The sequence below is a fragment of the Enterococcus sp. DIV1368d genome, assembly GCF_050542975.1.
Classification (GTDB): domain Bacteria; phylum Bacillota; class Bacilli; order Lactobacillales; family Enterococcaceae; genus Enterococcus_D; species Enterococcus_D casseliflavus.
On the sequence record NZ_CP172939.1, the window covers coordinates 1,639,893 to 1,663,496 of the forward strand.

At 42.4% G+C, this 23,604-nt stretch carries 17 protein-coding genes; 11 read left to right on the forward strand and 6 right to left on the reverse strand.

The genetic code is table 11. From position 1 onward, the window contains the following. Positions 1-14 precede the first annotated feature (14 nt). Positions 15-770: a Tat pathway signal sequence domain protein gene (locus IGJ44_RS07600; protein ID WP_167827381.1), complete on the reverse strand. Its 756-nt coding sequence runs from the start codon at positions 768-770 to the stop codon at positions 15-17. Positions 771-875: 105 nt separating this feature from the next. Beyond that, complete coding sequence (locus IGJ44_RS07605) at positions 876-1,418, reverse strand: outer membrane protein assembly factor BamE (RefSeq protein ID WP_167827380.1); 543 nt, start codon at positions 1,416-1,418, stop codon at positions 876-878. Between the two features lie 397 nt (positions 1,419-1,815). Between IGJ44_RS07605 and IGJ44_RS07610 the strand changes: the two genes are divergently transcribed. Next, a complete protein-coding gene (locus IGJ44_RS07610) occupies positions 1,816-2,055 on the forward strand; it encodes a hypothetical protein (protein ID WP_167827379.1) in 240 nt (79 codons plus the stop codon). 47 nt (positions 2,056-2,102) lie between these two features. Here the strand turns inward: IGJ44_RS07610 and IGJ44_RS07615 are convergent, their stop codons facing one another. Then, entirely contained in the window at positions 2,103-2,840 is a 738-nt protein-coding gene (locus IGJ44_RS07615; RefSeq protein ID WP_005225946.1) for an amino acid ABC transporter ATP-binding protein, read from the reverse strand. Between the two features lies 1 nt (position 2,841). Continuing rightward, the gene (locus IGJ44_RS07620; RefSeq protein WP_167827378.1) at positions 2,842-4,995 is read right to left on the reverse strand and encodes an amino acid ABC transporter substrate-binding protein/permease; all 2,154 of its coding nucleotides are present in this window, start codon (positions 4,993-4,995) and stop codon (positions 2,842-2,844) included. Positions 4,996-5,265: 270 nt separating this feature from the next. Here IGJ44_RS07620 and uvrB point away from each other — a divergent pair, with 270 nt between their 5' ends. The 4 genes from uvrB to IGJ44_RS07640 all read left to right on the forward strand — a co-directional run bounded on the left by uvrB (position 5,266) and on the right by IGJ44_RS07640 (position 12,363). After that, positions 5,266-7,257, forward strand: a complete 1,992-nt coding sequence (uvrB, locus tag IGJ44_RS07625; protein ID WP_010748162.1) for an excinuclease ABC subunit UvrB — start codon at positions 5,266-5,268, stop codon at positions 7,255-7,257. Positions 7,258-7,270: 13 nt separating this feature from the next. After that, positions 7,271-10,087 carry an excinuclease ABC subunit UvrA gene (gene uvrA / locus IGJ44_RS07630; protein ID WP_005225949.1) on the forward strand — a complete coding sequence of 939 codons (2,817 nt, stop codon included), beginning with the start codon at positions 7,271-7,273 and terminating at the stop codon, positions 10,085-10,087. A 308-nt stretch (positions 10,088-10,395) separates the two neighbouring features. Then, a complete protein-coding gene (locus tag IGJ44_RS07635; protein ID WP_016610145.1) occupies positions 10,396-11,649 on the forward strand; it encodes a hypothetical protein in 1,254 nt (417 codons plus the stop codon). A gap of 3 nt (positions 11,650-11,652) precedes the next feature. After that, a complete protein-coding gene (locus IGJ44_RS07640) occupies positions 11,653-12,363 on the forward strand; it encodes an amino acid racemase (protein ID WP_005225951.1) in 711 nt (236 codons plus the stop codon). A gap of 111 nt (positions 12,364-12,474) precedes the next feature. Here IGJ44_RS07640 and IGJ44_RS07645 read toward each other — a convergent pair whose 3' ends face one another. Continuing rightward, positions 12,475-13,770 (reverse strand): ISL3-like element ISEfa11 family transposase, encoded by a 1,296-nt coding sequence (locus IGJ44_RS07645; RefSeq protein ID WP_218213503.1) that lies wholly within the window; start codon positions 13,768-13,770, stop codon positions 12,475-12,477. Positions 13,771-13,998: 228 nt separating this feature from the next. On the opposite strand from IGJ44_RS07645, the gene rapZ reads away from it, so the two are divergent. From rapZ to whiA, 3 genes are read left to right on the forward strand one after another with little or no spacing between them, the layout of a single operon-like run. Beyond that, entirely contained in the window at positions 13,999-14,889 is an 891-nt protein-coding gene (gene rapZ / locus IGJ44_RS07650; RefSeq protein WP_005225952.1) for an RNase adapter RapZ, read from the forward strand. Then, positions 14,886-15,887: a gluconeogenesis factor YvcK family protein gene (locus IGJ44_RS07655; RefSeq protein WP_010748165.1), complete on the forward strand. Its 1,002-nt coding sequence runs from the start codon at positions 14,886-14,888 to the stop codon at positions 15,885-15,887. Before rapZ ends, IGJ44_RS07655 begins: the two co-directional genes overlap by 4 nt. 18 nt (positions 15,888-15,905) lie before the next feature. Then, positions 15,906-16,841, forward strand: coding sequence for a DNA-binding protein WhiA (gene whiA / locus IGJ44_RS07660; protein ID WP_005225954.1), 936 nt, complete (start codon positions 15,906-15,908; stop codon positions 16,839-16,841). An 87-nt stretch (positions 16,842-16,928) separates the two neighbouring features. Here whiA and IGJ44_RS07665 read toward each other — a convergent pair whose 3' ends face one another. Further along, the gene (locus tag IGJ44_RS07665) at positions 16,929-17,444 is read right to left on the reverse strand and encodes a DsbA family protein (RefSeq protein WP_074536408.1); all 516 of its coding nucleotides are present in this window, start codon (positions 17,442-17,444) and stop codon (positions 16,929-16,931) included. A 227-nt stretch (positions 17,445-17,671) separates the two neighbouring features. On the opposite strand from IGJ44_RS07665, the gene nifJ reads away from it, so the two are divergent. The 3 genes from nifJ to IGJ44_RS07680 all read left to right on the forward strand — a co-directional run bounded on the left by nifJ (position 17,672) and on the right by IGJ44_RS07680 (position 23,593). Then, positions 17,672-21,355 (forward strand): pyruvate:ferredoxin (flavodoxin) oxidoreductase, encoded by a 3,684-nt coding sequence (gene nifJ, locus IGJ44_RS07670; RefSeq protein WP_270266585.1) that lies wholly within the window; start codon positions 17,672-17,674, stop codon positions 21,353-21,355. Between the two features lie 268 nt (positions 21,356-21,623). Then, positions 21,624-22,505: a diadenylate cyclase CdaA gene (cdaA, locus tag IGJ44_RS07675; protein WP_005235688.1), complete on the forward strand. Its 882-nt coding sequence runs from the start codon at positions 21,624-21,626 to the stop codon at positions 22,503-22,505. After that, positions 22,502-23,593: a CdaR family protein gene (locus IGJ44_RS07680; RefSeq protein ID WP_074536406.1), complete on the forward strand. Its 1,092-nt coding sequence runs from the start codon at positions 22,502-22,504 to the stop codon at positions 23,591-23,593. Before cdaA ends, IGJ44_RS07680 begins: the two co-directional genes overlap by 4 nt. Positions 23,594-23,604 lie beyond the last annotated feature (11 nt).

A 23,604-nucleotide genomic window follows, 5' to 3' on the forward strand; every position in this document is an offset into this window, starting at 1 on the left:
TCGATAGTTTTTGTTTATGGTTCTACTGCTTGGACAGTGATGCCGACTCCGTTTGGATTATAGGTTTGACTAATGTAAAACTCAAATCCTTCATGAACAAAGAAAAGTCTCCGAATGGCGCTAACGTCTCTGATGTGAGCATCTAAACCATACTGTTCGATCAATGTCTCTTTGATCTCCTCAATATCATCCTCTTTCCCGAATTGTGAGAAATCAATACCGAAAAATTCTGGGACATCAACCAATGTGATTCTAGATAAATATTCATTTTCCGCGCTATCGGAGTCAAAATCAAAGCTGATTTTGGACAGTTTGTACCTTGAACCTAAAGGAACTCTTTTTGTCTCGAGAGCGTTGCTGTCAGCCATCGTTGATAACAAATCAATGGCTGAATCAGGTAAACGAGTGGTTACTTTTCTTACTTCATCAACCATTGCTCCTTGATCGGGAGAAAAAACTTTTCTAGTCTCTTCCGTGACGATCACATTTTCGCGGCGCCGCTTTCGGTTAATGGCACTGCGCTCTTGATTTACCCGATCACTACGTTTGATGAGAGCGAGGCCAAGATCGCTGATGGATTCAGGGGAAGGTCTTTCTTCCAGTAAAGCAGTTAAGTAATCGATCTCTAAAAACTGCTCGTAGGCTGCTGCTGGCTGATTTTCGCTGTAGAAGAGGACAGCTCCGAGTAAAAAACAACTAATGCCCAAACAAAGAAAAAGACTTCTTCTGCGATGCTCCCGGATTTTTTTCATAGGACGATTCAGTTTCATTTTATCCTTCAACTCCTAAGTTTTTTAGACGACTCATGATAATAGAGGTGTTTGAATTTCATCACGCATTTTGCCAATCTTAGTTACGAGAAATCGCTTAATGGATTACTCAATTTCTGATTCAGAAAACTGATCATGCCAGGCCACATCAGAAACGGTTCGGTTAATAAGAGTGACAATGATTGCCTCACCATCGGAATTGATCCATGCATTAGATTCCACACCTACAACCGCTAGTCGCCAAGAAGGCAGTCCACCCATGATCTCAAGAACTTGATCGCAGGACATTCCTTCTTGCAATTGGTGGAGTAAGTCTTTGTTGACTGTTCGATTCCACCGTCGCGGCAGCCCGATCTGCAATTGTTCACAATACGAAAATTGAGGGGCAGCTGTTTCGGTACTGCTCTGAGCTTGTGCAAAGTCATCAGAAGAACGAGCTGTTTCAGATGCGGGTTCTGATGTGTGGTTCTCAGTTCTGGAAGAAGAAGCTATGGTTTCTGAATCAGCTGACAAAGATTGAGAAGACGACGTTGCTTCTGGTGAAAAACTACTCTTGGTGGTGTCATCCATGATTTCGTCAATTAAGGTACAGCCAGTGAGAAAGAGGAAGAGTAACATTAGTAAGGGAAATAAAAAGATGGTTTTCATAAGATAGGTTCCTCCAAAATGATTTCGTGAACTTTCTTTGTTATTTTAATGTTGGTTTTTTATTAGAAAAATCCCGTCAGTTGCTATAAAATAAAAAAAGAAAATGTTTGTATACCTATTTAGATTTGGAGGGAGTGTTGTTTAATAAGTGTAACATGTTGCTTCCGATCTGGCTACTTGATTTCCAATATCCTTTCGTGGTTTTAGTAAAACTGGTATCTGCAGCTTACGATGTTGAAAAGTAAATGTTATAATAGATTTAACTACTCAATAAAAATTTGCTATTTTAAAGGTGAATCCTGTTTACTCTTACCAGATCAACAGGAACCAGCATACCTTTTGCTAAGAATTTATGTAAGGAATGATTTTTTTCATAACACGGAGAGGAGGAAGGAATATGAGCATCTTAAAGCAATGGCAAGCAAAACATCAAGCGAAAAAAGAAGCAAAAAAACAGGCATTACGGTTAAAAAATGCCAAGCTTCGTGCAGCGGGGAAAGAGCCGTTGAAGGGCTGGGGGAAAATGGTTGATACTGGCATCGGCGGGGCGAACAAAGCAAACCCCATCGATACAAAAGTGTTTTTGGGGGAAAATCAAAAGCGGATCGCAGATGAAACGAAACGGAACAAGCCATAAAGAAAACCTCTGCAACAGTTCATTAGTCAAACTGTTGCAGAGGTTTTTTAAATATTCAATACTTTGTCTAAGAAGTCTTTGGTACGCTCATGCTTAGGATTGGTAAAGATTTGCTCAGGTGTACCGTCTTCCAAGAAGTTCCCGCCGTCAATAAACATCACACGGTTTGCTACTTCTTTGGCAAACCCCATCTCGTGAGTTACGATCACCATGGTCATTCCTTGTTTTGCCAAATCCTTCATAACATTCAGTACATCGCCAACCATTTCTGGATCGAGTGCGGAGGTTGGTTCATCGAACAACATAACATCGGGATTCATTGCTAAAGCTCTAGCGATCGCCACCCGTTGTTTTTGTCCTCCAGACAGATTGTCAGGGTACATGTCTTTTTTATCTGCCAAACCGACCGTTTCTAATAAACGAATTGCGTTCTTTTCCGCTTCTTGCCGAGAAGCATTTTTTAGATCCATCGGGGCTAAAATGATATTTTCTAAAACCGACAAGTGAGGGAAGAGATTGAAATGCTGAAACACCATGCCGATATGTTGACGAACAGCATTGATATTGGTGTTTTTATCCATCAGATGTGCGCCGTCAACGATAATATCGCCGCTGGTTGGTTCTTCTAAGCGGTTCAAACAGCGTAAGAACGTCGATTTACCAGATCCTGAAGGACCGATCACACAAACGACTTCTCCTTCAGCGATTGAAACATTGATATTGTTCAATACGGTATTGTCGCCGTATTTTTTCACAAGATTTTCAACTAAGATTTTTTCTTTCATGCTATTTCACCTTCTTTTCTAAAACTTTTGCAAGTTTCGTTAAAGCTGTGATCACGACTAAGTAAATAATCGCGATGATCAAGTAAACATAGGTACTTTGCGTAGTCCGTGCAACGATGATTTTCCCAGTTTGCAATAATTCTACGACTCCGATAACCGAGATGATCGTTGTATCTTTCAATGAGATAACGAATTGGTTAACGAAAGAGGGAATCATGATTTTGATCGCTTGCGGTAAAATGATTTTCTGCATTGTCCGAGTGTAGGTCATCCCCAAACTTCGAGAGGCTTCCATCTGACCTTTTGGCACCGCATTGATCCCGCCACGGACGATCTCAGCGATATAGGCACTGGCATTTAAAGTCAATGTAATGACCCCGGCTGCAAAGTCGGGAATCGTGATACCAATGGCATCGGAAAGGCCGAAGAAGATGAAGAAAGCCAATACCATCATCGGGATACCACGAATGATATCAACATAGATCCCTGCAAAAACCCGCAATGCTTTGATTGGAGCAACACTAAATAGTCCAAAAATGATTCCGATCACTAATGCTAAGGCAAAAGAAATCAATGCTAGTAAAAGGGTATTCCATAAACCTTTTAATAAGACGTTATAGTTGTTGCTGATCAAACCAGTGATCGTTGATTCATCCACTCGTTTTTCTGTGGCAGAACCATCTTCAATGTATTTGTTGATGATTTGATCGTACTCCCCAGTCTGTTTCATTTCTTTCAATGCTTCATTGAACATTTGGATCAGTTCAGGATTTTGGCCTTTTTTCACCGCAAAACCGTACTGACCGCCAGTTTCTTTTTCAATCGGTGTCACTAGTTTTTGACCTTGACTGATGGCATAACCGATTACTGGATAATCATCCATCATGGCATCGATTTGTCCGCCGTTGACAGCCGCATATAATTGATCAGCAGCATCATAATATTTGATCGAATAGCCATATTTCTCTTCGTTGGCGATCAAGAAGTCTGCACTTTCTGTCCCAACTTTCGCACCGACAGTTTTCCCATCTAAATCTTCATAGGAATTGATGGAATCATTGCCTTCTTTTACAGCGATCTGAATGCCGCTTTCAAAGTAAGAGTCAGAGAAGTCGTAAGATTGACGACGCTCATCAGTGATCGTCATCCCAGCGATCATGCCATCCGCTTGATTGCCGTCTAACGCCTGTAGCGCTCCGGAAAAGCCGATGAAATTGAATTCGATATTGAACCCTTGCAATTCTGCGGCCCGGTTCATTAAATCAACATCGATCCCTACATACTCATTGTCTTCATTTTGGAATTCAAATGGAGCGAAGGCGGAGTCACTGGCAATTCGGTAAACATCTTTCTTTGGTTCGACTTTCACCATTTCACTGGTGTCTGCATCTGAATCAGACGTTGTGATGTAAGTATTGACGATTTCGTCGTATTTGCCAGAAGCTTTCATGTTGGCTAAACCAGCATTGAATTTTTCAAGTAGTTCTTGATTTTGGCCTTTTCTGACAGCGAATCCGTAAGAAGCACCTTTTTCAGGTTCGCCGACAAGTTTCATCGGTTCGCCGTTGTTGATGGCATAGCCAAGCACTGGATAATCATCAAAAGCGGCTGCCACAGTACCATTGCGTACAGCGCCATACAACCCAGTAGCGTCATCATAAAGTTTGATGTCGTATCCATATTGGTCTTTATTTTCTTCTAAAAAGCGGGCACTTTCGGTACCAACCTTTGCACCGACCGTTTCGCCCTCAAGATCTTCGTAGCTAGTAATGCTGTCATTGTCAGCAGCTACCGCCATTTGAATCCCACTATCAAAATAAGGATCTGAGAAATCAAACGTTTCTTTACGTTCATCAGTGATGCTCATCCCAGCAATCATGCCATCTAACTGATTTGATTGCACGCCTTGAATGGAGGCGTCAAAACCTAAAGGACGTAAATCAACTGCAAAACCTTGATCTTCAGCGATCGCGTTTAATAAATCTATATCGATCCCAACGTATTCATTATTTTCATTTTGGAATTCGAAAGGAGCAAATGTTAAATCTGTTCCTATCTTATACGTAGTTTCCTCCGCACTTGCTGACTTTACTGATAGCGTAAAAATGCTGATAATCAGCGCGATTAAAGCGAAGGACATGTGTTTTCTTTTCAAGAAAATTCCCCCTTTAGATATAACGTATTTATAGATTATATGGATTTTTTCTTCAACACACAAGTCTTTCTCTTTAAAAATATGACAAAATTGCTTAAACCTCACATCAGATGTTAGAAAATCAAACATGTTAAGTTATGCTTAATCGCATGAAACTTTCATAGCAAATGATGGCGAAAGTATGTTCGCTATGATATACTTATTTATGGAAAAGCGGCAGCGAGTTTTTCTTTTTTTGTTGTCGTTTAGAATAATCGAGGGGGAATGAAGATGATCGAAAGAACAACTTCCCATGAATTTGACTTAGTATCAAAATATCAACCAGCTGGGGATCAACCAGAAGCGATCCATCAATTGGTTGACGGGGTGGTCGGTGGAAAAAAAGCACAGATTTTGTTGGGAGCCACTGGGACCGGTAAGACTTATACGATTTCTAATCTAATCAAGGAAGTCAATAAACCGACATTGATCATTGCCCATAATAAAACACTGGCTGGACAATTATATGGCGAGTTCAAGGACTTTTTCCCAAATAATGCGGTCGAGTACTTTGTCAGTTACTATGATTACTATCAACCAGAAGCGTATGTTCCTTCCAGTGATACATACATCGAGAAAGACTCCAGTGTCAACGATGAAATCGATAAGCTGCGTCACTCGGCCACAAGTTCTTTATTAGAGAGAAACGATGTGATCGTTGTAGCTTCTGTCTCTTGTATTTTCGGTTTAGGTTCGCCGATCGAGTATGCCAGACAGGTTGTTTCTTTACGAGTAGGGATGGAAAAGTCTCGCGATCAACTATTAAAAGAATTGATCGAGATCCAATTTGAACGAAACGACATCGATTTTCAACGGGGGCGTTTTCGCGTACGTGGCGATGTTGTGGAGATTTTCCCAGCTTCTCGTGATGAGCGAGCGTTACGCATTGAGTTTTTTGGCGATGAAATCGATCGGATTCGTGAAGTCGATGCCTTGACGGGCGAGATCATGAGTGACACCGAACATGTGTCGATCTTTCCGGCAACTCACTTTGTGACCAATGAAGACCATATGGAACATGCGATCGCTTCGATCCAAAGTGAACTCGATGAACGACTGAAAGTTTTGCGAGCAGAAAATAAGCTGCTGGAAGCACAGCGTTTAGAGCAGCGAACCAACTATGATATTGAAATGATGCGAGAAATGGGGTATACCTCAGGAATCGAAAACTACTCTCGCCACATGGATGGACGAAAAGAAGGCGAACCGCCTTATACGTTATTAGATTTCTTTCCTGATGACTTTCTGATCGTTATTGATGAATCCCACGTGACCATGCCGCAAGTTCGTGGGATGTATAATGGTGACCGTGCTAGAAAACAAATGTTAGTGGATTATGGCTTCCGTTTGCCTTCTGCACTGGATAACCGTCCGTTACGCTTGGAAGAATTTGAGAAGCATGTCAATCAAATCGTCTATGTTTCAGCAACACCTGGACCATATGAATACGATCAAACCGATACCGTCATTCAGCAAATCATTCGTCCGACTGGTCTGTTAGATCCGGTGATCGAAGTACGACCGATTATGGGTCAAATTGACGACCTCGTAGGAGAAATCAATGAGCGAGTCGAGCGAAATGAACGGGTCTTTGTCACGACCTTGACGAAAAAAATGTCTGAAGATTTGACGGATTACTTTAAAGAATTAGGGATCAAAGTCAAATACCTGCACAGTGACATCAAAACATTGGAACGAACAGAGATCATTCGCGACCTGCGTCTCGGTGAATTTGATGTACTGGTCGGAATCAACTTATTGCGAGAAGGGTTAGACGTCCCAGAAGTTTCCCTGGTTGCGATCCTTGATGCCGATAAGGAAGGCTTCTTGCGCAGCGAGCGTTCATTAGTCCAAACCATCGGACGAGCAGCTCGTAACTCAGAAGGAAAAGTAATCATGTACGCCGATAAAATGACCGATTCGATGCAGCGAGCGATCGACGAAACAGCGCGACGCCGAAGTATTCAAGAAGCCTATAACGAAGAACATGGAATCGTACCGAAAACCATCATCAAAGAGATTCGCGATCTGATCGCAATCACGAAAGTGGCGGAAGAAACTGGCGAATACACCACGACTTCTTATGAAGAGCTGAGTCGTGAAGAAAAAGCAACCTTGTTGTTGAAATTAGAAAAAGAAATGAAAGATGCTGCGAAAGCACTGGATTTTGAAACGGCTGCTACCTTGAGAGATACTATTCTTGAGCTAAAAGCTGCTGATTAGAAGGAGAAACAATATGGCAAATGATAAAATCGTGATCCATGGGGCACGGGCCCATAATTTAAAAAATATCGATGTGACGATTCCCAGAGACCAGCTCGTTGTTGTAACTGGTCTTTCGGGTTCAGGGAAAAGCTCCTTAGCATTTGATACGTTGTATGCCGAAGGACAGCGCCGATATGTCGAAAGTCTATCGGCGTATGCCCGTCAGTTTTTAGGGCAAATGGATAAACCCGACGTAGATAGCATTGATGGACTTAGTCCAGCGATTTCTATCGATCAAAAAACCACCAGCAAGAACCCGCGATCAACAGTGGGGACGGTTACTGAAATCAATGATTATCTGCGGCTTCTTTACGCCAGAATCGGTCACCCAATCTGTCCCAATGATCATATTGAGATTACTAGTCAGTCGGTTGAGCAGATGGTGGATGAAGTTTTGGCATTACCAGAACGCACCAAGATCCAATTGTTGGCACCTATCGTTTATCAAAAGAAAGGGCAGCACAAAAAAGTCTTCGAACGTATCCAAAGAGAAGGTTATGTTCGGATGCGGGTGGATGGCGAAGTCTATGATGTCTCCGAAGCGCCTGAATTAGAAAAAAATAAAAAGCATGATATTGCCATCATCATTGACCGAATCGTTGTAAAGGAAGGCATCCGTTCTCGTCTGTTTGATTCCTTTGAAGCGGCATTACGTTTAGCTGATGGCTATGCGGTAGTCGATGTGATTGGTCAAGAAGAGATGCTTTTCAGTGAACATTATTCTTGTCCGTATTGTGGCTTTACAGTTGGTGAATTAGAACCACGGCTCTTTTCATTCAATGCGCCTTTTGGTGCTTGTCCAGACTGTGATGGTCTTGGTGTGAAGCTAGAAGTCGATGTCGACCTAGTGATTCCCGATCAAAGCAAAACGTTGCGTGAAGGCGCACTATTACCTTGGAACCCAATCAGTTCACAGTACTATCCGCAAATGCTGGAACAAGCCTGTCAAGAGTTCAATATCGATATGGACACACCCTTTGAAGAGCTGCCAGAAGAACACAAAGACATTATTTTGAATGGTTCGAATGGCGAAATTTTCCATTTCCATTATGAGAATGATTTCGGTGGCGTGCGTGATGTTGAGGTAGCTTTTGAAGGAATCTTACCAAATATTAAGCGCCGTTATCATGAAACCAACTCTGATTTCACCCGTGATCAAATGCGTTTGTATATGACGGAATTGACTTGTAAAACTTGTCATGGCTATCGTTTGAACCCTCAAGCGCTGTGCGTGCAAGTCAACGGAAAACACATTGGTGAAATGAGCGAGATGGCAATCAACAATGCGTTGAACTTTGTCGAAGAATTGAAACTATCGGAACAAGAGCAAATGATCGCACGTCCGATCGTGAAAGAAGTCGATGATCGTTTAAGCTTCTTGAAAAATGTCGGATTGGACTATTTGACCTTGAGTCGTGCATCAGGCACACTCTCTGGTGGGGAAGCGCAACGGATTCGTTTGGCAACACAAATCGGCTCCAATTTGTCTGGGGTGCTTTACATTCTTGATGAGCCATCGATCGGTCTTCACCAACGGGATAACGATCGCTTACTAGATTCATTGCGGAAAATGCGTGATCTTGGGAATACCCTGATCGTCGTTGAGCATGACGAAGACACGATGCGGGCAGCGGACTACTTGATCGATGTCGGTCCAGGTGCAGGACACGCAGGTGGCGAGATCGTCGCTGCAGGCACTCCTGATGAAGTCGCAGCCAATGCGTCTTCCTTAACAGGTCAGTACTTATCAGGAAAACGACAAATCCCGACACCAACGGAACGCCGCAAAGGCAATGGTGAAAAGATTCGTGTGACCGGTGCTTCTGAGAATAACTTGAAAAACATTTCGGTCGATTTTCCATTAGGAAAGTTCGTCGCCGTTACTGGGGTCTCTGGCTCTGGTAAATCGACATTAGTCAACGAAATTTTGAAAAAAGCCTTGGCGCAAAAAATCAATCGGAATTCGAACAAGCCTGGTCGCTTTAAAACCATTACTGGTTATGAAGCGATTGAGAAATTGATCGATATCGATCAAAGCCCTATCGGTCGGACGCCTCGAAGCAATCCAGCAACGTATACCAGTGTCTTTGATGACATTCGCGATTTATTTGCTAAAACCAATGAGGCGAAAGTCCGTGGTTATAAAAAAGGCCGCTTTAGTTTTAATGTAAAAGGTGGACGTTGTGAAGCATGTAAAGGGGACGGAATCATCAAGATCGAGATGCACTTCTTACCTGATGTCTACGTACCTTGTGAGGTTTGTCATGGCAAACGTTATAACTCAGAAACGTTAGAAGTTCATTACAAAGGAAAAAATATTTCGGAAATCTTAGATATGACCGTGGAAGATGCAGTGGAATTTTTCCAACATATTCCTAAAATCCATCGAAAATTGCAAACGATCGTCGATGTCGGTCTAGGTTATGTCACGATGGGACAACCAGCGACTACTTTGTCTGGTGGGGAAGCGCAACGGATGAAGCTTGCCAGTGAACTGCACAAAAATTCCAATGGCAAGAGTTTTTATATCTTAGATGAACCAACGACTGGTCTGCATACGGATGATATTGCCCGTTTGTTGAAAGTTTTGGAACGATTTGTCGACGCTGGCAATACCGTTTTAGTGATCGAACACAACTTGGATGTCATCAAATCAGCGGACCATGTGATTGATCTAGGTCCAGAAGGTGGCGAAGGCGGTGGAACGATCATTGCAACTGGTACACCAGAAGAAATTGCTGCGGTTTCTGAAAGCTACACCGGTCATTATTTGAAAAAAGTCCTTTAAGCAAGGAAAAGAGCACTCACTTTTTTACTTGTCTGTCAATAGGTTTCGCTAAAGTTTAAGGAAGCGTGAAATATCTGCAAATTTCATGATAAGGGCTTGAAATCAAAATTTTATTTGATAGAATAGCAATAGGTATACGTATATTCGCATTGAATAAACTGCCTATAAGTTCTATCCGTTCAAAGTGGGAGAAAGCAATCAAAGATAGATACTTTGATTGCTTTTTTCTTTGTGGTATTATAATTCTATTGTAATTAAACGAAACGAGAGAGGTCGTTTTTCGTATTCAAAAGAGAGAGTGATTTTTGATGAGTCAGGAAAATTTTCTTCCCATATTATTAGGAAGCGATATGAATGTTTATGGTATGGCCAGAGCATTCCACGAAGCATATGGCATTCAATCAGTTGCTTATGCTGGTGCGGAACTTGCGCCAACCCGCTTTAGTAAAATTGTTACAATCAATCAAGTGGAAGGTTTTGACCATGATCCAGGATTCACTGAGACGTTGATCAAGTTAGGTAAAAATACTTACAACGATCCTGCCATGAAATATTTATTGATTCCCTGCGGCGATGGCTATGCAGAACTGTTAGCGAAGCATAAAGAAGAATTGAAGCCTTATTATACCTTTATTGCCAATGACTATTCCTTATTAAAACGGTTGATCAATAAAGTCAGTTTTTACGAAGTTTGCGAGGAATATGGCTTGCCTTATCCTAAGACCTTCATTTTAACACCAGAACTGTTGACGGAAGGAACGTTCAAAGGAGAGCTGCCTTTTGATTTTCCTGTGGCTTTGAAACCAGCAAATAGTGTCGCGTGGCTGTCAGTTGATTTTGAAGGGCGCAAAAAAGCCTTCATTATTGACAATCGAACAGAATTTGAAGAAATCGTTTCTCGCATTTATCAAGCGGGTTATCAATATGAAATGATCGTCCAAGATTTTATTCCTGGCGATGACAGCAACATGCGGGTCTTAAATGCCTATGTTGATGAGAATCACGAAGTTCGCGTGATGGGCTTAGGTCATCCTTTGTTAGAGGATCCAACGCCTGGAGCTGTTGGGAATTATGTCGTGATCATTCCAGATGAAAATGATCAAATCTATCAAATGATCCGTAAGTTTTTAAAAGAGATCGAATATGTTGGATTTGCCAATTTTGACTTGAAATATGATGCGCGAGACGGTCAATATAAATTATTTGAAATCAACTTGCGTCAAGGAAGAAGCAGTTTCTTTATTACCTTAAGCGGATTGAATCTGGCGAAGTTCATCACAGAGGATTTAGTCTTCGAAAAACCTTACACAGAAACGGTTTATGGCAAAGCTGACGCGCCTGAAGCGAAATTATGGCTAGGGGTACCAAAAAACATTTTCTTGACTTATGCAAAAGAAAATCCTGCGAAAGAACGCGCAAAAAAATTATTAGCAGAGAATCGCTGGGGAACGACTGTCTTTTACAAAGAAGACTTATCTCTAAAGCGTTGGATTCTATTAAAGAGAATGTTCCATCTGTACAACAAACGATTCAAAACGTATTTCCATACGAAAGAAGGCTAGAAGATGGAGAATTTTTTTAGTATTTTAGGCGGCATGGGAACGTTAGCGACGGAAAGTTTTGTCCGCATTTTAAACCGACGGACACAGACCCATAAAGACCAAGATTACTTGAACTATGTTTTATTCAATCATGCGACAGTCCCAGATCGGACGGCATATATTTTAGACAACACGTTAGAAAACCCTGTTCCATATTTAATGGACGACATCGAAAAACAAAATTTGTTAAAGCCAAATTTTATTGTGTTGACTTGTAACACTGCCCATTATTTTTTTGATGAGCTGCAAGCTGCCACTGAGATCGAGATTTTGCATATGCCTCGTGAGGCTGCGAAAGTCGTTTTTGAAAAAGGCGTCACTGGAAAAGTGGCCTTTCTTGGGACAGAAGGCAGTGTCAAAGCTGGCATCTATGAAAAAGAATTGCGGAAGTTCGGACTTGACGTCTATCTTCCAGAGCCGACGATCCAAAAAAAGGTCAATACATTGATCTATGATCGAATCAAAGAAAATGATCATTTGGATCAAGAACTTTACTTTGAGATACTGGAAGAAGTCACCGAACGTATCGGCTGTGAAAGCGTAGTGCTTGGATGTACCGAGTTGTCCTTGATGGATGAATTTGTGACTGATAATCCGTATCCAGTCGTCGATGCCCAATCGATTTTAGTTGATCGGACGATCGAAAAAGCATTGGCAAATCGCCAAGCAATCTAAAGCTGATAGCGACGTTAGCGGCATTTTTTGGCTCTTTGTCAATAAGGACTGATGAGTTGTGCAAAATCAAATCTGGGTCAGAATGAACCACATTCTGGCTCAGATTTTTTGTTATCTCACTTTGATTAATTGATTGATCAAAAAGATTCTAATTCTCATGTTCTCGAATGATTTAAATCCGTAGGATACTCGTTTCATTGTCTTTATGTGGGTATTCTTCGCTTCTATTTTTCCATTGGAATAAGGATAGATCATTGCGTTGGTGATGCCTTCTTCATAGGTCAGAAGGTTTTGAAGCTTCTCCCGAAAGCCGTCATCTAACGTTTCGGGAAGTTCTGCCAATATGGAGAAAAATAAGTCAGGGTCTTTGTCTCGAAAGGCTTCAACTAATTCATGAAAAAAGGGATACGCCTCCTTCAGGGGCGTAGAAAACTCAAGCAATCGATCAATCATCATTGCTTCAGTAAGAAATGGGTATTTTGGCGCTCGGAAACTTTTCCATGTTTTGTATTCATAATGGTTGATGTTTGCACGATTTTTTAGCAAAAAGCGCCAGTTCTTTTTCAGTTTTTCTGCTTGGCTTTTCTGTCCTGCTTTACGAAGTTCATTCATTTCACGGATACGCAACTCATTGAACGCTTGATTCATGTGTTTGACAATATGAAACCGATCAATCACTACTTTCGCATTTGGCAGAACACGTTTGGTGAGCTGGAAGTAGGCGGCGTTCATGTCTGTCACCAAGAATTCTACTTCTTCCGGATTGGTACAACCTGAGAAATAGCTTGTTAATCGGGGTAATTTACGCGTAGGCAAAACATCTATTAATTTTCCTGTTTCGCCATCTGCGCAAATAAAGCTCATTTTATCTTCTATGGAAGCATGCGAACGAAATTCATCAACCATCAATACTCTGGGGAGAATCTTCTTAGATTGCTTTGGTAAATAGCTTTTAAACTCTTTCAATGTACGAATAACGGTGGTCAAAGATACCTGACAGCTTTTCGCAATAAAAGATAAAGATACTTTTTCAGTCAGTAAAGAAGCAATTTTATATCTCACATGATTTGCGATTGAATGTCTGGGTTGGACAAAATAACTTTGAGCCGTCCAATGGGTGCGACAGTTTTTACAGGTATAGCGCTGCTTTTTTAGGCGCATAACCAAAGGCATATGATTGTATTGTTCAAAACGGACAATCATTTCCTTCTTCCCATTTTTCACTATAATTGCTTTCCCGTTTCCATCTACCACAGTAGAACCACAACTTCTACAAGCACGAGGAGTAGGCGAGAGAACAGCATCGACGACCAACGTCTTTTTCTTCTGAAGGGTCTCGTAAGAGACCTCTGTAATCATCAAATCTTTCTCTATTATTCTCAGCATTTTTTTGATAGAATCATTCATATAGCATATCGTCCTCTCAGTTGTTTATTTTGTGGTGATTTAATCATACTAGAGAACGATATGTTTTTTAATACCTAAAATGAAAATGGGACTGAAGAATCAATTCTGATTCATCAGTCCCATAAATTATAGAGCCCATTTTTTGAGCTAACGTCTTTTTTTATGCCAGTGTTCCAATGATACGCCCGGCATGATATAATAGAGTTGTTTCAGAAAGGAGTTTTACCTATGACTGAAGTGGATCATTTAGAATTGGTCATTATTACTGGGATGAGCGGAGCCGGCAAAACGGTCGCGATCCAGAGTTTTGAAGATATGGGGTACTTTTGTATCGATAATATGCCCCCAAGCTTGATCCCTAAATTTTGGGAACTGATCAAAGAATCAGGAAAAGTGACAAAAATTGCCTTAGTTGTCGATCTGCGTTCAAGATCGTTTTTTGAAGAAATCCAAAGTATGCTGATCGATATTGAAAACACGAATTTTATTGACACACGGATGCTCTTTTTAGATGCATCGGACAATGAATTGGTGTCAAGATACAAAGAAACGAGAAGAGCACATCCATTAGCGATGGATGGCTTAGTTACGGAAGGGATTCGCAAAGAGCGAGCGATCTTAAACGATTTGAAGACGCGTGCCAGTATTGTTATCGACACAACGACGCTGACCCCACGGCAATTGAGAGAAAAAATCAATCAAGAATTTCGTGCTTCTCATGAGACAGGGTTTCGTATTGAAATACTTTCGTTTGGCTTCAAGTATGGCTTGCCGATCGATGCTGATATTGTGATGGATGTTCGTTTCTTACCGAATCCACATTATATTCCAGAGTTGCGTCCTTTAACGGGTAAAGATGAACCCGTGTATGAGTACGTCATGTCTTTTCCAGAAACGGAAGAATTCTATCAGCAATTTAGTACACTGTTGCAAACGATCATGCCAGGCTATGTCAAGGAAGGCAAAAGCAGCTTGACGGTGGCTATCGGCTGTACTGGGGGCCAACACCGTTCAGTTGCATTATCTGAGCGCATCGGTGCGGTTTTGGCAGAAGACTATCGCGTCAATATTACTCATCGCGACAAAGATAAGCGTAAAGAGACGGTGAATCGTTCATGAAAATGAAAACGTACCGAATCAGAAAGCCGAAGATCGTTGTGGTAGGTGGCGGAACTGGGTTACCAGTCATCCTGAAGAGCTTGCGGAATCAGGGTGTCGACATCACAGCGATCGTTACGGTCGCTGATGATGGCGGTAGCAGCGGCGAAATTCGCAATTTGGTTTCCTCTATCTCGCCACCAGGGGATCTGCGCAATGTTTTGGCGGCTCTATCTGATATGCCGCAACTGTATAATGATATTTTTCAATACCGTTTTAAAGCCGAAGACAAATTTTTAGCCAATCATGCCCTGGGGAACTTGATTATTGCGGCGATTGCTGAAATGCGCAGCAGTACCTATGAAGCCATTCAAATTTTGTCAAAAATCATGCATATCGATGGACGAGTTTATCCTTCGTCAGATCTGCCATTGGTGTTGCACGCTGTTTTTAAAGACGGCACCGAAGCGGTAGGAGAGTCCAAGATCGCGGTTGATCGCAAAACGATCGATCGGGTCTTTGTTCGTAATCAAGAAAATAATGATGAGCCGAAAGCAGCTCGTAAAGTTGTTTCTTCAATTATGGAGGCAGATATGATCGTCTTGGGTCCTGGTAGTCTCTTTACTAGTATTTTGCCCAATCTCATGATTAGCGAGATCGGCCAAGCAATGTTGGAAACACAAGCTGAAACGGTTTATATTTGTAATATCATGACCCAAAAAGGTGAAACTGAACACTTTAGTGATGCCGACCATGTGCGGGTCCTGCATAAGCATTTAGGCAAACCCTTTATTGATACGGTGTTAGTCAACACCGAGAAAGTTCCAGAAGGGTATATGGACCCAGAGATTTATGATGAATATCTTGTACAAGTGAAACACGATTTCCAAGGACTGCGAGAAGAAGCCAGCCGTGTCATTTCAGCTGACTTTCTGGAGCTTAGAGATGGCGGAGTTTTTCATGACGGAGATAAAGTGATTGAAGAACTTCTACGTATCGTTTACGGGGCCAAAATCTAAGAAAGGAGGGATTTTTTTATGTCCTTTGCAGCAGAAGTAAAAAAAGAATTGACCGCATTAGAAGTTCATCGCGAACATGCCAAGGCAGAATTGGCCGCTTTGATTCGGATGAATGGGTCATTAAGTATCAACAACCAACAATTTGTTTTAAACGTTCAAACAGAAAACGCGGCGATCGCCAGACGCATCTATTCGTTACTAAAAGATCATTACGACGTGCGCAGCGAATTGCTGGTCCGTCGTAAAATGAAATTAAAAAAGAACAACGTTTACATCGTTCGTTTGAAGCAAGATACACAGCGCGTGCTTTTGGACTTAGATATCATGGACGGGCTGATGTTTCAAAGCCATGTTTCTGATGAGATCATGGGCAATACTCAAAAAATGCGTTCCTATTTACGAGGCGCTTTCATGGCATCTGGGTCCATCAACAATCCAGAAACCAGCCGCTATCATTTAGAGATCTATTCCATCTACGAGGAGCATAACCAAGATATTTGCGATATGCTAAACGCATATGGATTGAATGCCCGTGCATTAGAACGCAGAAATGGGTATATCTCTTACTTGAAAGGCGCTGAGAAAATCGCTGATTTTTTGACACTGATCGGTGCCACCAATTCCATGCTGAAATTCGAGGACGTGCGGATTGTGCGTGATATGCGTAACTCAGTCAACCGTTTGGTGAATTGCGAAACCGCCAATATGAACAAAACGATCGACGCGGCTTCGAAGCAGATCGACAATATCGAATTTATTCAAGATCGAGTTGGCTTGCAAGCTTTACCTGAAAAGCTGCAAGAAATCGCCGAATTACGTTTGGAACATCCCGAGGTCAGCTTGAAAGAGCTAGGAGAAATGATTCCATCAGGAGCGATCTCGAAATCAGGAATCAATCATCGCATTCGCAAAATCAATGAATTTGCGGATCATTTGCGTGAACAAGTCAGTTAATCTAAGTAGTGAATGAAATCAAAAAAGCAGGAGCTTGCATTTGACATGGATTTTAGTGTCAAATCGGCTCCTGTTTTTTGTTAGTGGTTATTCATTGATCAATGCAGTTAATTCCTCAGCAGAGATCGATTCATCAAAAATGTGCCCATCTAAGACAATCGTTGGCACAAATTGAATGTTGGCGTTTTTCGCTTCTTCCACAATTTCTCCTGCGATCGCAGGATGGTTTTGTTCAGATAGCCCTAAGGTATTTTTCGCATATTCTGCCACTTCAGGTAAAGATAAATGCCCCCATTCGTCTTGTGTTTGATAAATTTTTGTGATCTCAGCGATCGTTGCCTGAGGATCTGTACTGGAAACAAAGCGGTGCATCACATTGCCTCGTTGCAATGATTCTTTTTCTTTGTCGAATAATTTGATGACACGGCGTAGTTTCCCAGCTGCGACAGCTTCACTTAAGATCGGTAACGATTCCTCAAACCATTGCCGACAATAAGGACAGCGCAAATTCATAAATTCGACGATCGGTTTAGCGGAAGGGTCTCCGATATGTATCCCTGTTACCGCATTTGTTTCCTGTGCTTTGATGATTGAAATATCCATTAAGATTCCTCCTTTTTCTTTTAGTTTACCGAAGTTTCTACTGAAAGAAAAGCCTCAGGTCTTTTGATTTAAGTCTGTGAAAAGAGGAGGAGAATGAGCTAAATACTATGTATTTCGTTTCACGAAATTAAGAAAAATCCCCTGACTGTGCTTTTATATTCCTTGATTTTCAGCTATAATGAATTGTGTTTTATTGTGCAAAATGATGATTAAAGGAAGTTATATAGATGAGAAAAAGAAAAACAATGGATGGCAATACGGCAGCAGCCTATATTTCCTATGCCTTTACGGAACTTGCGGCGATCTATCCGATAACCCCTAGTTCAACCATGGCTGAATTAGTGGATCAGTGGTCTGCTCAAGGAAAGCATAATCTTTTTGGCCAGCCGGTGAAAGTGGTTGAAATGCAATCTGAAGCAGGGGCGGCCGGTGTGGTTCACGGCTCATTAAAAACGGGCGCCTTAACGACGACCTATACGGCATCCCAGGGACTTTTATTAATGGTACCAAATATGTATAAGATTGCTGGGGAAATGCTGCCAGGCGTCTTTCATGTCGCCAGCCGAGCAGTGACCACCAATGCTTTGAATATTTTTGGAGATCATACCGATGTAATGGCCACCCGACAAACAGGCTTTGCTATGTTAGCGGAAAGCAGTGTCCAAGAAGTAATGGATTTAGCGCCAGTCGCTCATTTAGCAGCTATCGAAGCCAATATCCCATTTTTAAACTTTTTTGATGGGTTTCGAACCAGTCATGAGATTCAAAAAATAGAGGTCTTAGATTATGAGGAATTGGCGCAGTTGGTCAATCATGAAAAATTGGCTACCTTTCGACAAAAAGCCATGAACCCGAATCACCCGACGACGAGTGGAACGAATCAAAATCCTGATATCCATTTTCAACAGCGGGAAACGATCAATCAGCATTATCAAACATTGCCTGAGATCGTTCGTTTTTACATGAAGAAAATCAATGCTTTAAGAGGAACCAACTATGATTTAGTGGATTATTATGGTGCTTCGGACGCCGAAGAAGTCATCGTTTCGATGGGGTCCTCGACGCAAACGATCCAGCAAACGGTGGATCATTTATGCGCTTCAGGCCGCAAGGTGGGGGTCTTGTCGATCCATTTGTATCGACCATTCCCACTAGAAGTCTTCTTAGAAAAACTGCCTGCTACCGTTAAAAGTATCGCTGTATTGGATCGCAGCAAAGAACCTGGTGCCAATGGCGAGTCTTTGCTTTTGGATGTGCAAAGTGCCATGTATGATGCAGCGATTCGGCCGACGATCATTGGTGGACGCTATGGTCTTGGGTCAAAAGATGTGACGCCTGATCAAATCGTTGCTGTTTATGACGAATTGCTCAAGCCAAAAGCGAGCCAAAAGAAACGCTTCACCATTGGGATCACGGATGATGTGACGCAAATGTCGTTGCCATCAAAGGGCACGCTAGATCTAACTGATCCATCCACCTTCCAAGCGAAATTCTGGGGATTCGGCTCTGACGGGACCGTCGGGGCAAATAAGTCAGCAATCAAAATCATCGGTGACCATACCGAAAAATATGTACAAGGCTATTTCCATTATGATTCGAAAAAATCTGGTGGTCTAACGGTTTCTCATCTGCGATTTGGGGATACCCCCATTCGTTCTACCTATTTGATCGAACACGCGGATTTCGTTGCGTGTCATACGCCTGCGTATTTGCATACGTATGATTTGCTGAAAGGACTCAAAAAAGGCGGAACATTTTTATTAAATACGACCTGGTCACAAGAGCAAATCTTAAAAAATTTACCGAAGAAAATGAAACGTTATCTTGCTGAAAACGAGATCCGTTTTTATACCATTAACGCCATGCAGTTGGCAATGGAAGTCGGCTTAGGTGGGCGGATCAATACCGCGATGGAAACAGCCTTCTTTTACTTGGCAAACATCATTCCGACCGAGGAAATCTTGCCGATTTTAAAAGAAGAGGCGCTGAAAAGTTATCGGCACAAATCGATGGCGATCGTTGAAAAGAACCAAGCAGCCATCGATCGCACCATCGAATTATTACAAGAAATCCCTGTTCCAAGCAAGTGGGCAACGATCGAAGTACCGAAGAGGACATCCACTGCTACAACACAATTTGTGCGGGAAATCGTGGAACCCATCAACCGTCAAGAAGGCAACCAACTAAGCGTGGGTACCCTCGTACGAAATCAAATGACTGAAGGGGTGATCCCTGTCGGGACAACAGCGGTTGAGAAGCGGGGCATCGCTGTTGAAGTGCCCGAGTGGCTATCAGATCGCTGTACCATGTGCAATGAGTGTGCTTTTGTCTGTCCTCATGCGGCGATCCGTCCGTTTTTGGCAGATGAAGATGAATTAACCGAAGCACCTGAAGGCTTTATCGTCAGAGAGATGCGAGGCGCGAATGGGCAAAAATATCGAATTCAAGTTTCCGTTGAAGATTGTACAGGTTGCGGCCTTTGTGTGGAAGCATGTCCCGCCAAAGGGAAAGCTTTGACGATGCGTCCTTACGAAGAACAAAAAGAACAAGCTTTAAATTGGGCTTTTGCGATGACTTTACGTCAAAAAGAAAATCCAGCAAAACCAGGAACTGTTTTGGGCTCTCAATTCAATAAACCTTTGTTGGAGTTCTCTGGTGCTTGTGCGGGCTGTGGGGAAACCCCCTATGTGAAACTATTGACCCAAATGTTTGGTGATCGCATGATGATCGCCAATGCGACCGGCTGCTCTTCGATTTGGGGTGGAACCTCACCAGTATCCCCTTATACAACCAATCACTTAGGACAAGGGCCAGCTTGGTCAAACTCGTTGTTTGAAGACAATGCCGAATATGGCTATGGCATGTTCTTAGCCAACCAAACCCGACGGGAGAAATTAGCGGCCCAGCTGCAGTCGTTGAAAGCCAATGTATCAGAAGAATTGCAGGCTTTGATTGATGATTGGGACCTTCATCGAGAAGAAAGTGCTGGGACGCAACAGCGAGCAGCAAAATTGATCGCCGCCTTAGAAGCTGAAGCTGCCACAACACCTCAGCTGAACAAAATCTTGCAGGAGAAAGATTTGTTTGTTAAGCCAAGCCAATGGATGATAGGCGGTGACGGCTGGGCATATGATATTGGGTTTGGCGGTATCGATCATGTTCTTGCTTCTGGTGCAGACGTCAATATTCTCGTGTTAGATAATGAAGTCTATTCTAATACAGGGGGGCAAGTCTCTAAAGCGACACCGACTTCGGCCATTGCTAAATTCGCTGCGAGTGGCAAGTTTGTTTCCAAAAAAGATTTAGGAATGATGGCGATGACCTACGGACATGTCTATGTCGCACAAATCGCATCTGGTGCAAATCAAATGCAAACGATCAAAGCCTTTGAAGAAGCCGAGCGGTTCCCAGGACCGTCAATCATCATTGCCTATACGCCATGTATCACCCACGGTCTTGCAGGCGGAATGCGTCAATCCTTGAAAGAAGCACAAGAAGCAGTTGCATCGGGGTATTGGAGTCTCTACCGCTATAACCCGCTGTTGGCAGAAAAAGGGAAACAGCCAATGACACTCGATTTCAAAAAGCCAGCATTTGATCAAATGCCTGCCTTTATGCAGACACAAGTTCGATTTGCATCCTTGCAGTCTGCCAATCCGAATGCGGCGCAAGCGTTGTTTGAAAAAACCGTTTCAGATGCGAAAACTCGTTTCTACAACTATGCCCGCTTAGCAGGTCAAGAAGAAAAAATACGAGCAAAGCTTGAAAAAAAGGTAAGTACTGATGCAGAACAACCAACGGCAGTAAAAACGGAGCGTGTACGAAGAGAAAAACAGCCGTTAAGCGAAGAACAGCTCGCTGAAAGAGCAGCACGGCGTGCAGCGCGCGCAAAGCGCCGTCAGCAAGAGTAATCGCTCGCTGAGGGATGGCCCTGAAAAACGGTTTGACCCGTTTTTTAGGGTCATTTGTTGTTTTTCCTAAGAAATGAGTGCAAGAAGCTCGTTTAGATGAAATCTTCTAAGACCTTTGACAAACAATGATTTCAGGATAATGGTAAACTAAGTAAAAGAGCTGTTTATTTTTTCAAAACTTTTTCATAAATTTGTTTTTTTTCAAATCTTTGAAGAGGTCCTATGTTATACTATTATCTGAAGTCTTAAGAATAAAGGAAGGCTGTTTATGTTGATAAATTTCAGGGATTTTTTTAATTTAGATTATTGGAGAGAATTGCTCTCATTTGATATATTTTCTTGGTCATTTTTAGTAAATGTTTTAGATGTGATCGTTGTTTGGTACTTGGTTTATAAGCTGATCCAGCTTGTGCGAGGAACAAAAGCGATCCAGTTGTTTAAAGGCGTCGGCCTATTCATTGTTCTAAGGTTTTTGGCAGGTATCGTAGGATTAAAGACGCTATCTTGGTTGATGGATCAAGTCATCACGTATGGGGTGATCGCCGCGATTGTTATTTTCCAACCAGAAATTCGACGAGGGCTGGAGCATCTTGGCCGTAGCTCTTTCTTCAAGACTTCTAAGAATGAAAAACGACGGGATGAAGTGTTGGTCCAAGCGTTGGACAAAGCTGTTCAATATATGGCAAAACGAAAAATTGGTGCATTGATCACGATCGAACGGACGACGGGGTTAGAAGAATATATTGAAACGGGGATTCCTTTAGATGCGGACGTGACGGGCGAATTACTGATCAATATTTTTATTCCCAATACACCGCTACACGATGGTGCAGTCATCTTAAGAGATGATAAGATCGCTGTTGCTAGTGCCTACTTACCACTGTCAGAAAGTCCGTTGATTCCCAAAGAATTTGGGACGCGCCATCGAGCGGCTGTCGGGATTTCAGAAGTTAGTGATGCGTTGACCATTATCGTCTCAGAGGAGACGGGAGACGTCAGTATTACCCTGAATAATCGGATGCTTACTGAGCTTTCGCGACAAGAGTATCTCGACGTGTTGAATCGCGAATTAGTGCCAGAAGAAAAGCCTGGTAAACGCAACTTGCTGCAATCTTTCTTTGAAGGGGTCAACAAAGGAGGAAGAAAATGATCAAGAAAGAACGTCGTCAAAACGTATTTTATGGTATACTAGCGCTGTTCTTTAGTCTGGTTCTGTTTTTCATCGCCAGCGGATCAAGCCTGCAAGTCAACCTTGCAGGAACTTCAAATCCTTATGAGGAAGAGATCGATAATGTACCGATTCAGACCACCTATGACACAGATGAATACTTTATCCAAGGATTTGAAACAACAGTAGACGTGACTTTGTCTAGTCGAAATCGGGTGCAATTGAATGCTGAACGTAGCGAGGAAACGCGGAGCTTTCGAGTAGTTGCTGATTTGACTGGACTTGATGAAGGAACCCATGAGGTCCCTTTAGAAGTGAAAAATCTTAGCTCAAGTGTGACAGCCGAAATCGAACCCAAAACCGTCACTGTGACGATCGAGAAAAAAGTCACCCAAACGTTTACCGTTGAGCCAGTCATCTCGACTGATGGAGCAACGAGTGGTTACGGCGTTGATTCAATGAGTGTTGAACCGCAAGAAGTAGAGATCACTACTGGCGACAAGACACTGGCAGAAATTGACCGAGTGGTAGCGATCGTGAATCCAGATGATATTACTGGCGATTCGATCACGGTGGATGGAGCGATCGAGGCTTGGGATAGTGAAAACAATCCTTTAGCGATCATTCCTGAGCCAGATTCGGTCGATGTGGCATTGATGATGGAAGCACCAAGCAAAGAAATTGAATTGTTTGTCACTCAACAGGGGACAACACCAGATGGGATCTCTCATTACATCTACCGGATGAGTAGTATCAGTGCGGTGCTAACAGGACCACAAAGTATTTTGGATGAGACCCAGCAGATCGGTGTCCCAGTGGATGTTAGTGAGATCACAACCACGACCGAACGGACAGTAACGATTCCAGTACCAGAGGGAACAACGATCAATCCAACAGTAGTGACGATCCAAATCACTCCGGTTGCAGAAACAACTACTGAGAATCAATCAAACAATGATGGCGATGAAGCAACGAACAGTGCGAATTCTCAAGCCAATTCTTCGACAGTCGACACGACGCAAGAACAAACAGAGAATTCCGCAAGCAGCACGACGACAAGCAGTTCTTAGTCGTTTGACTG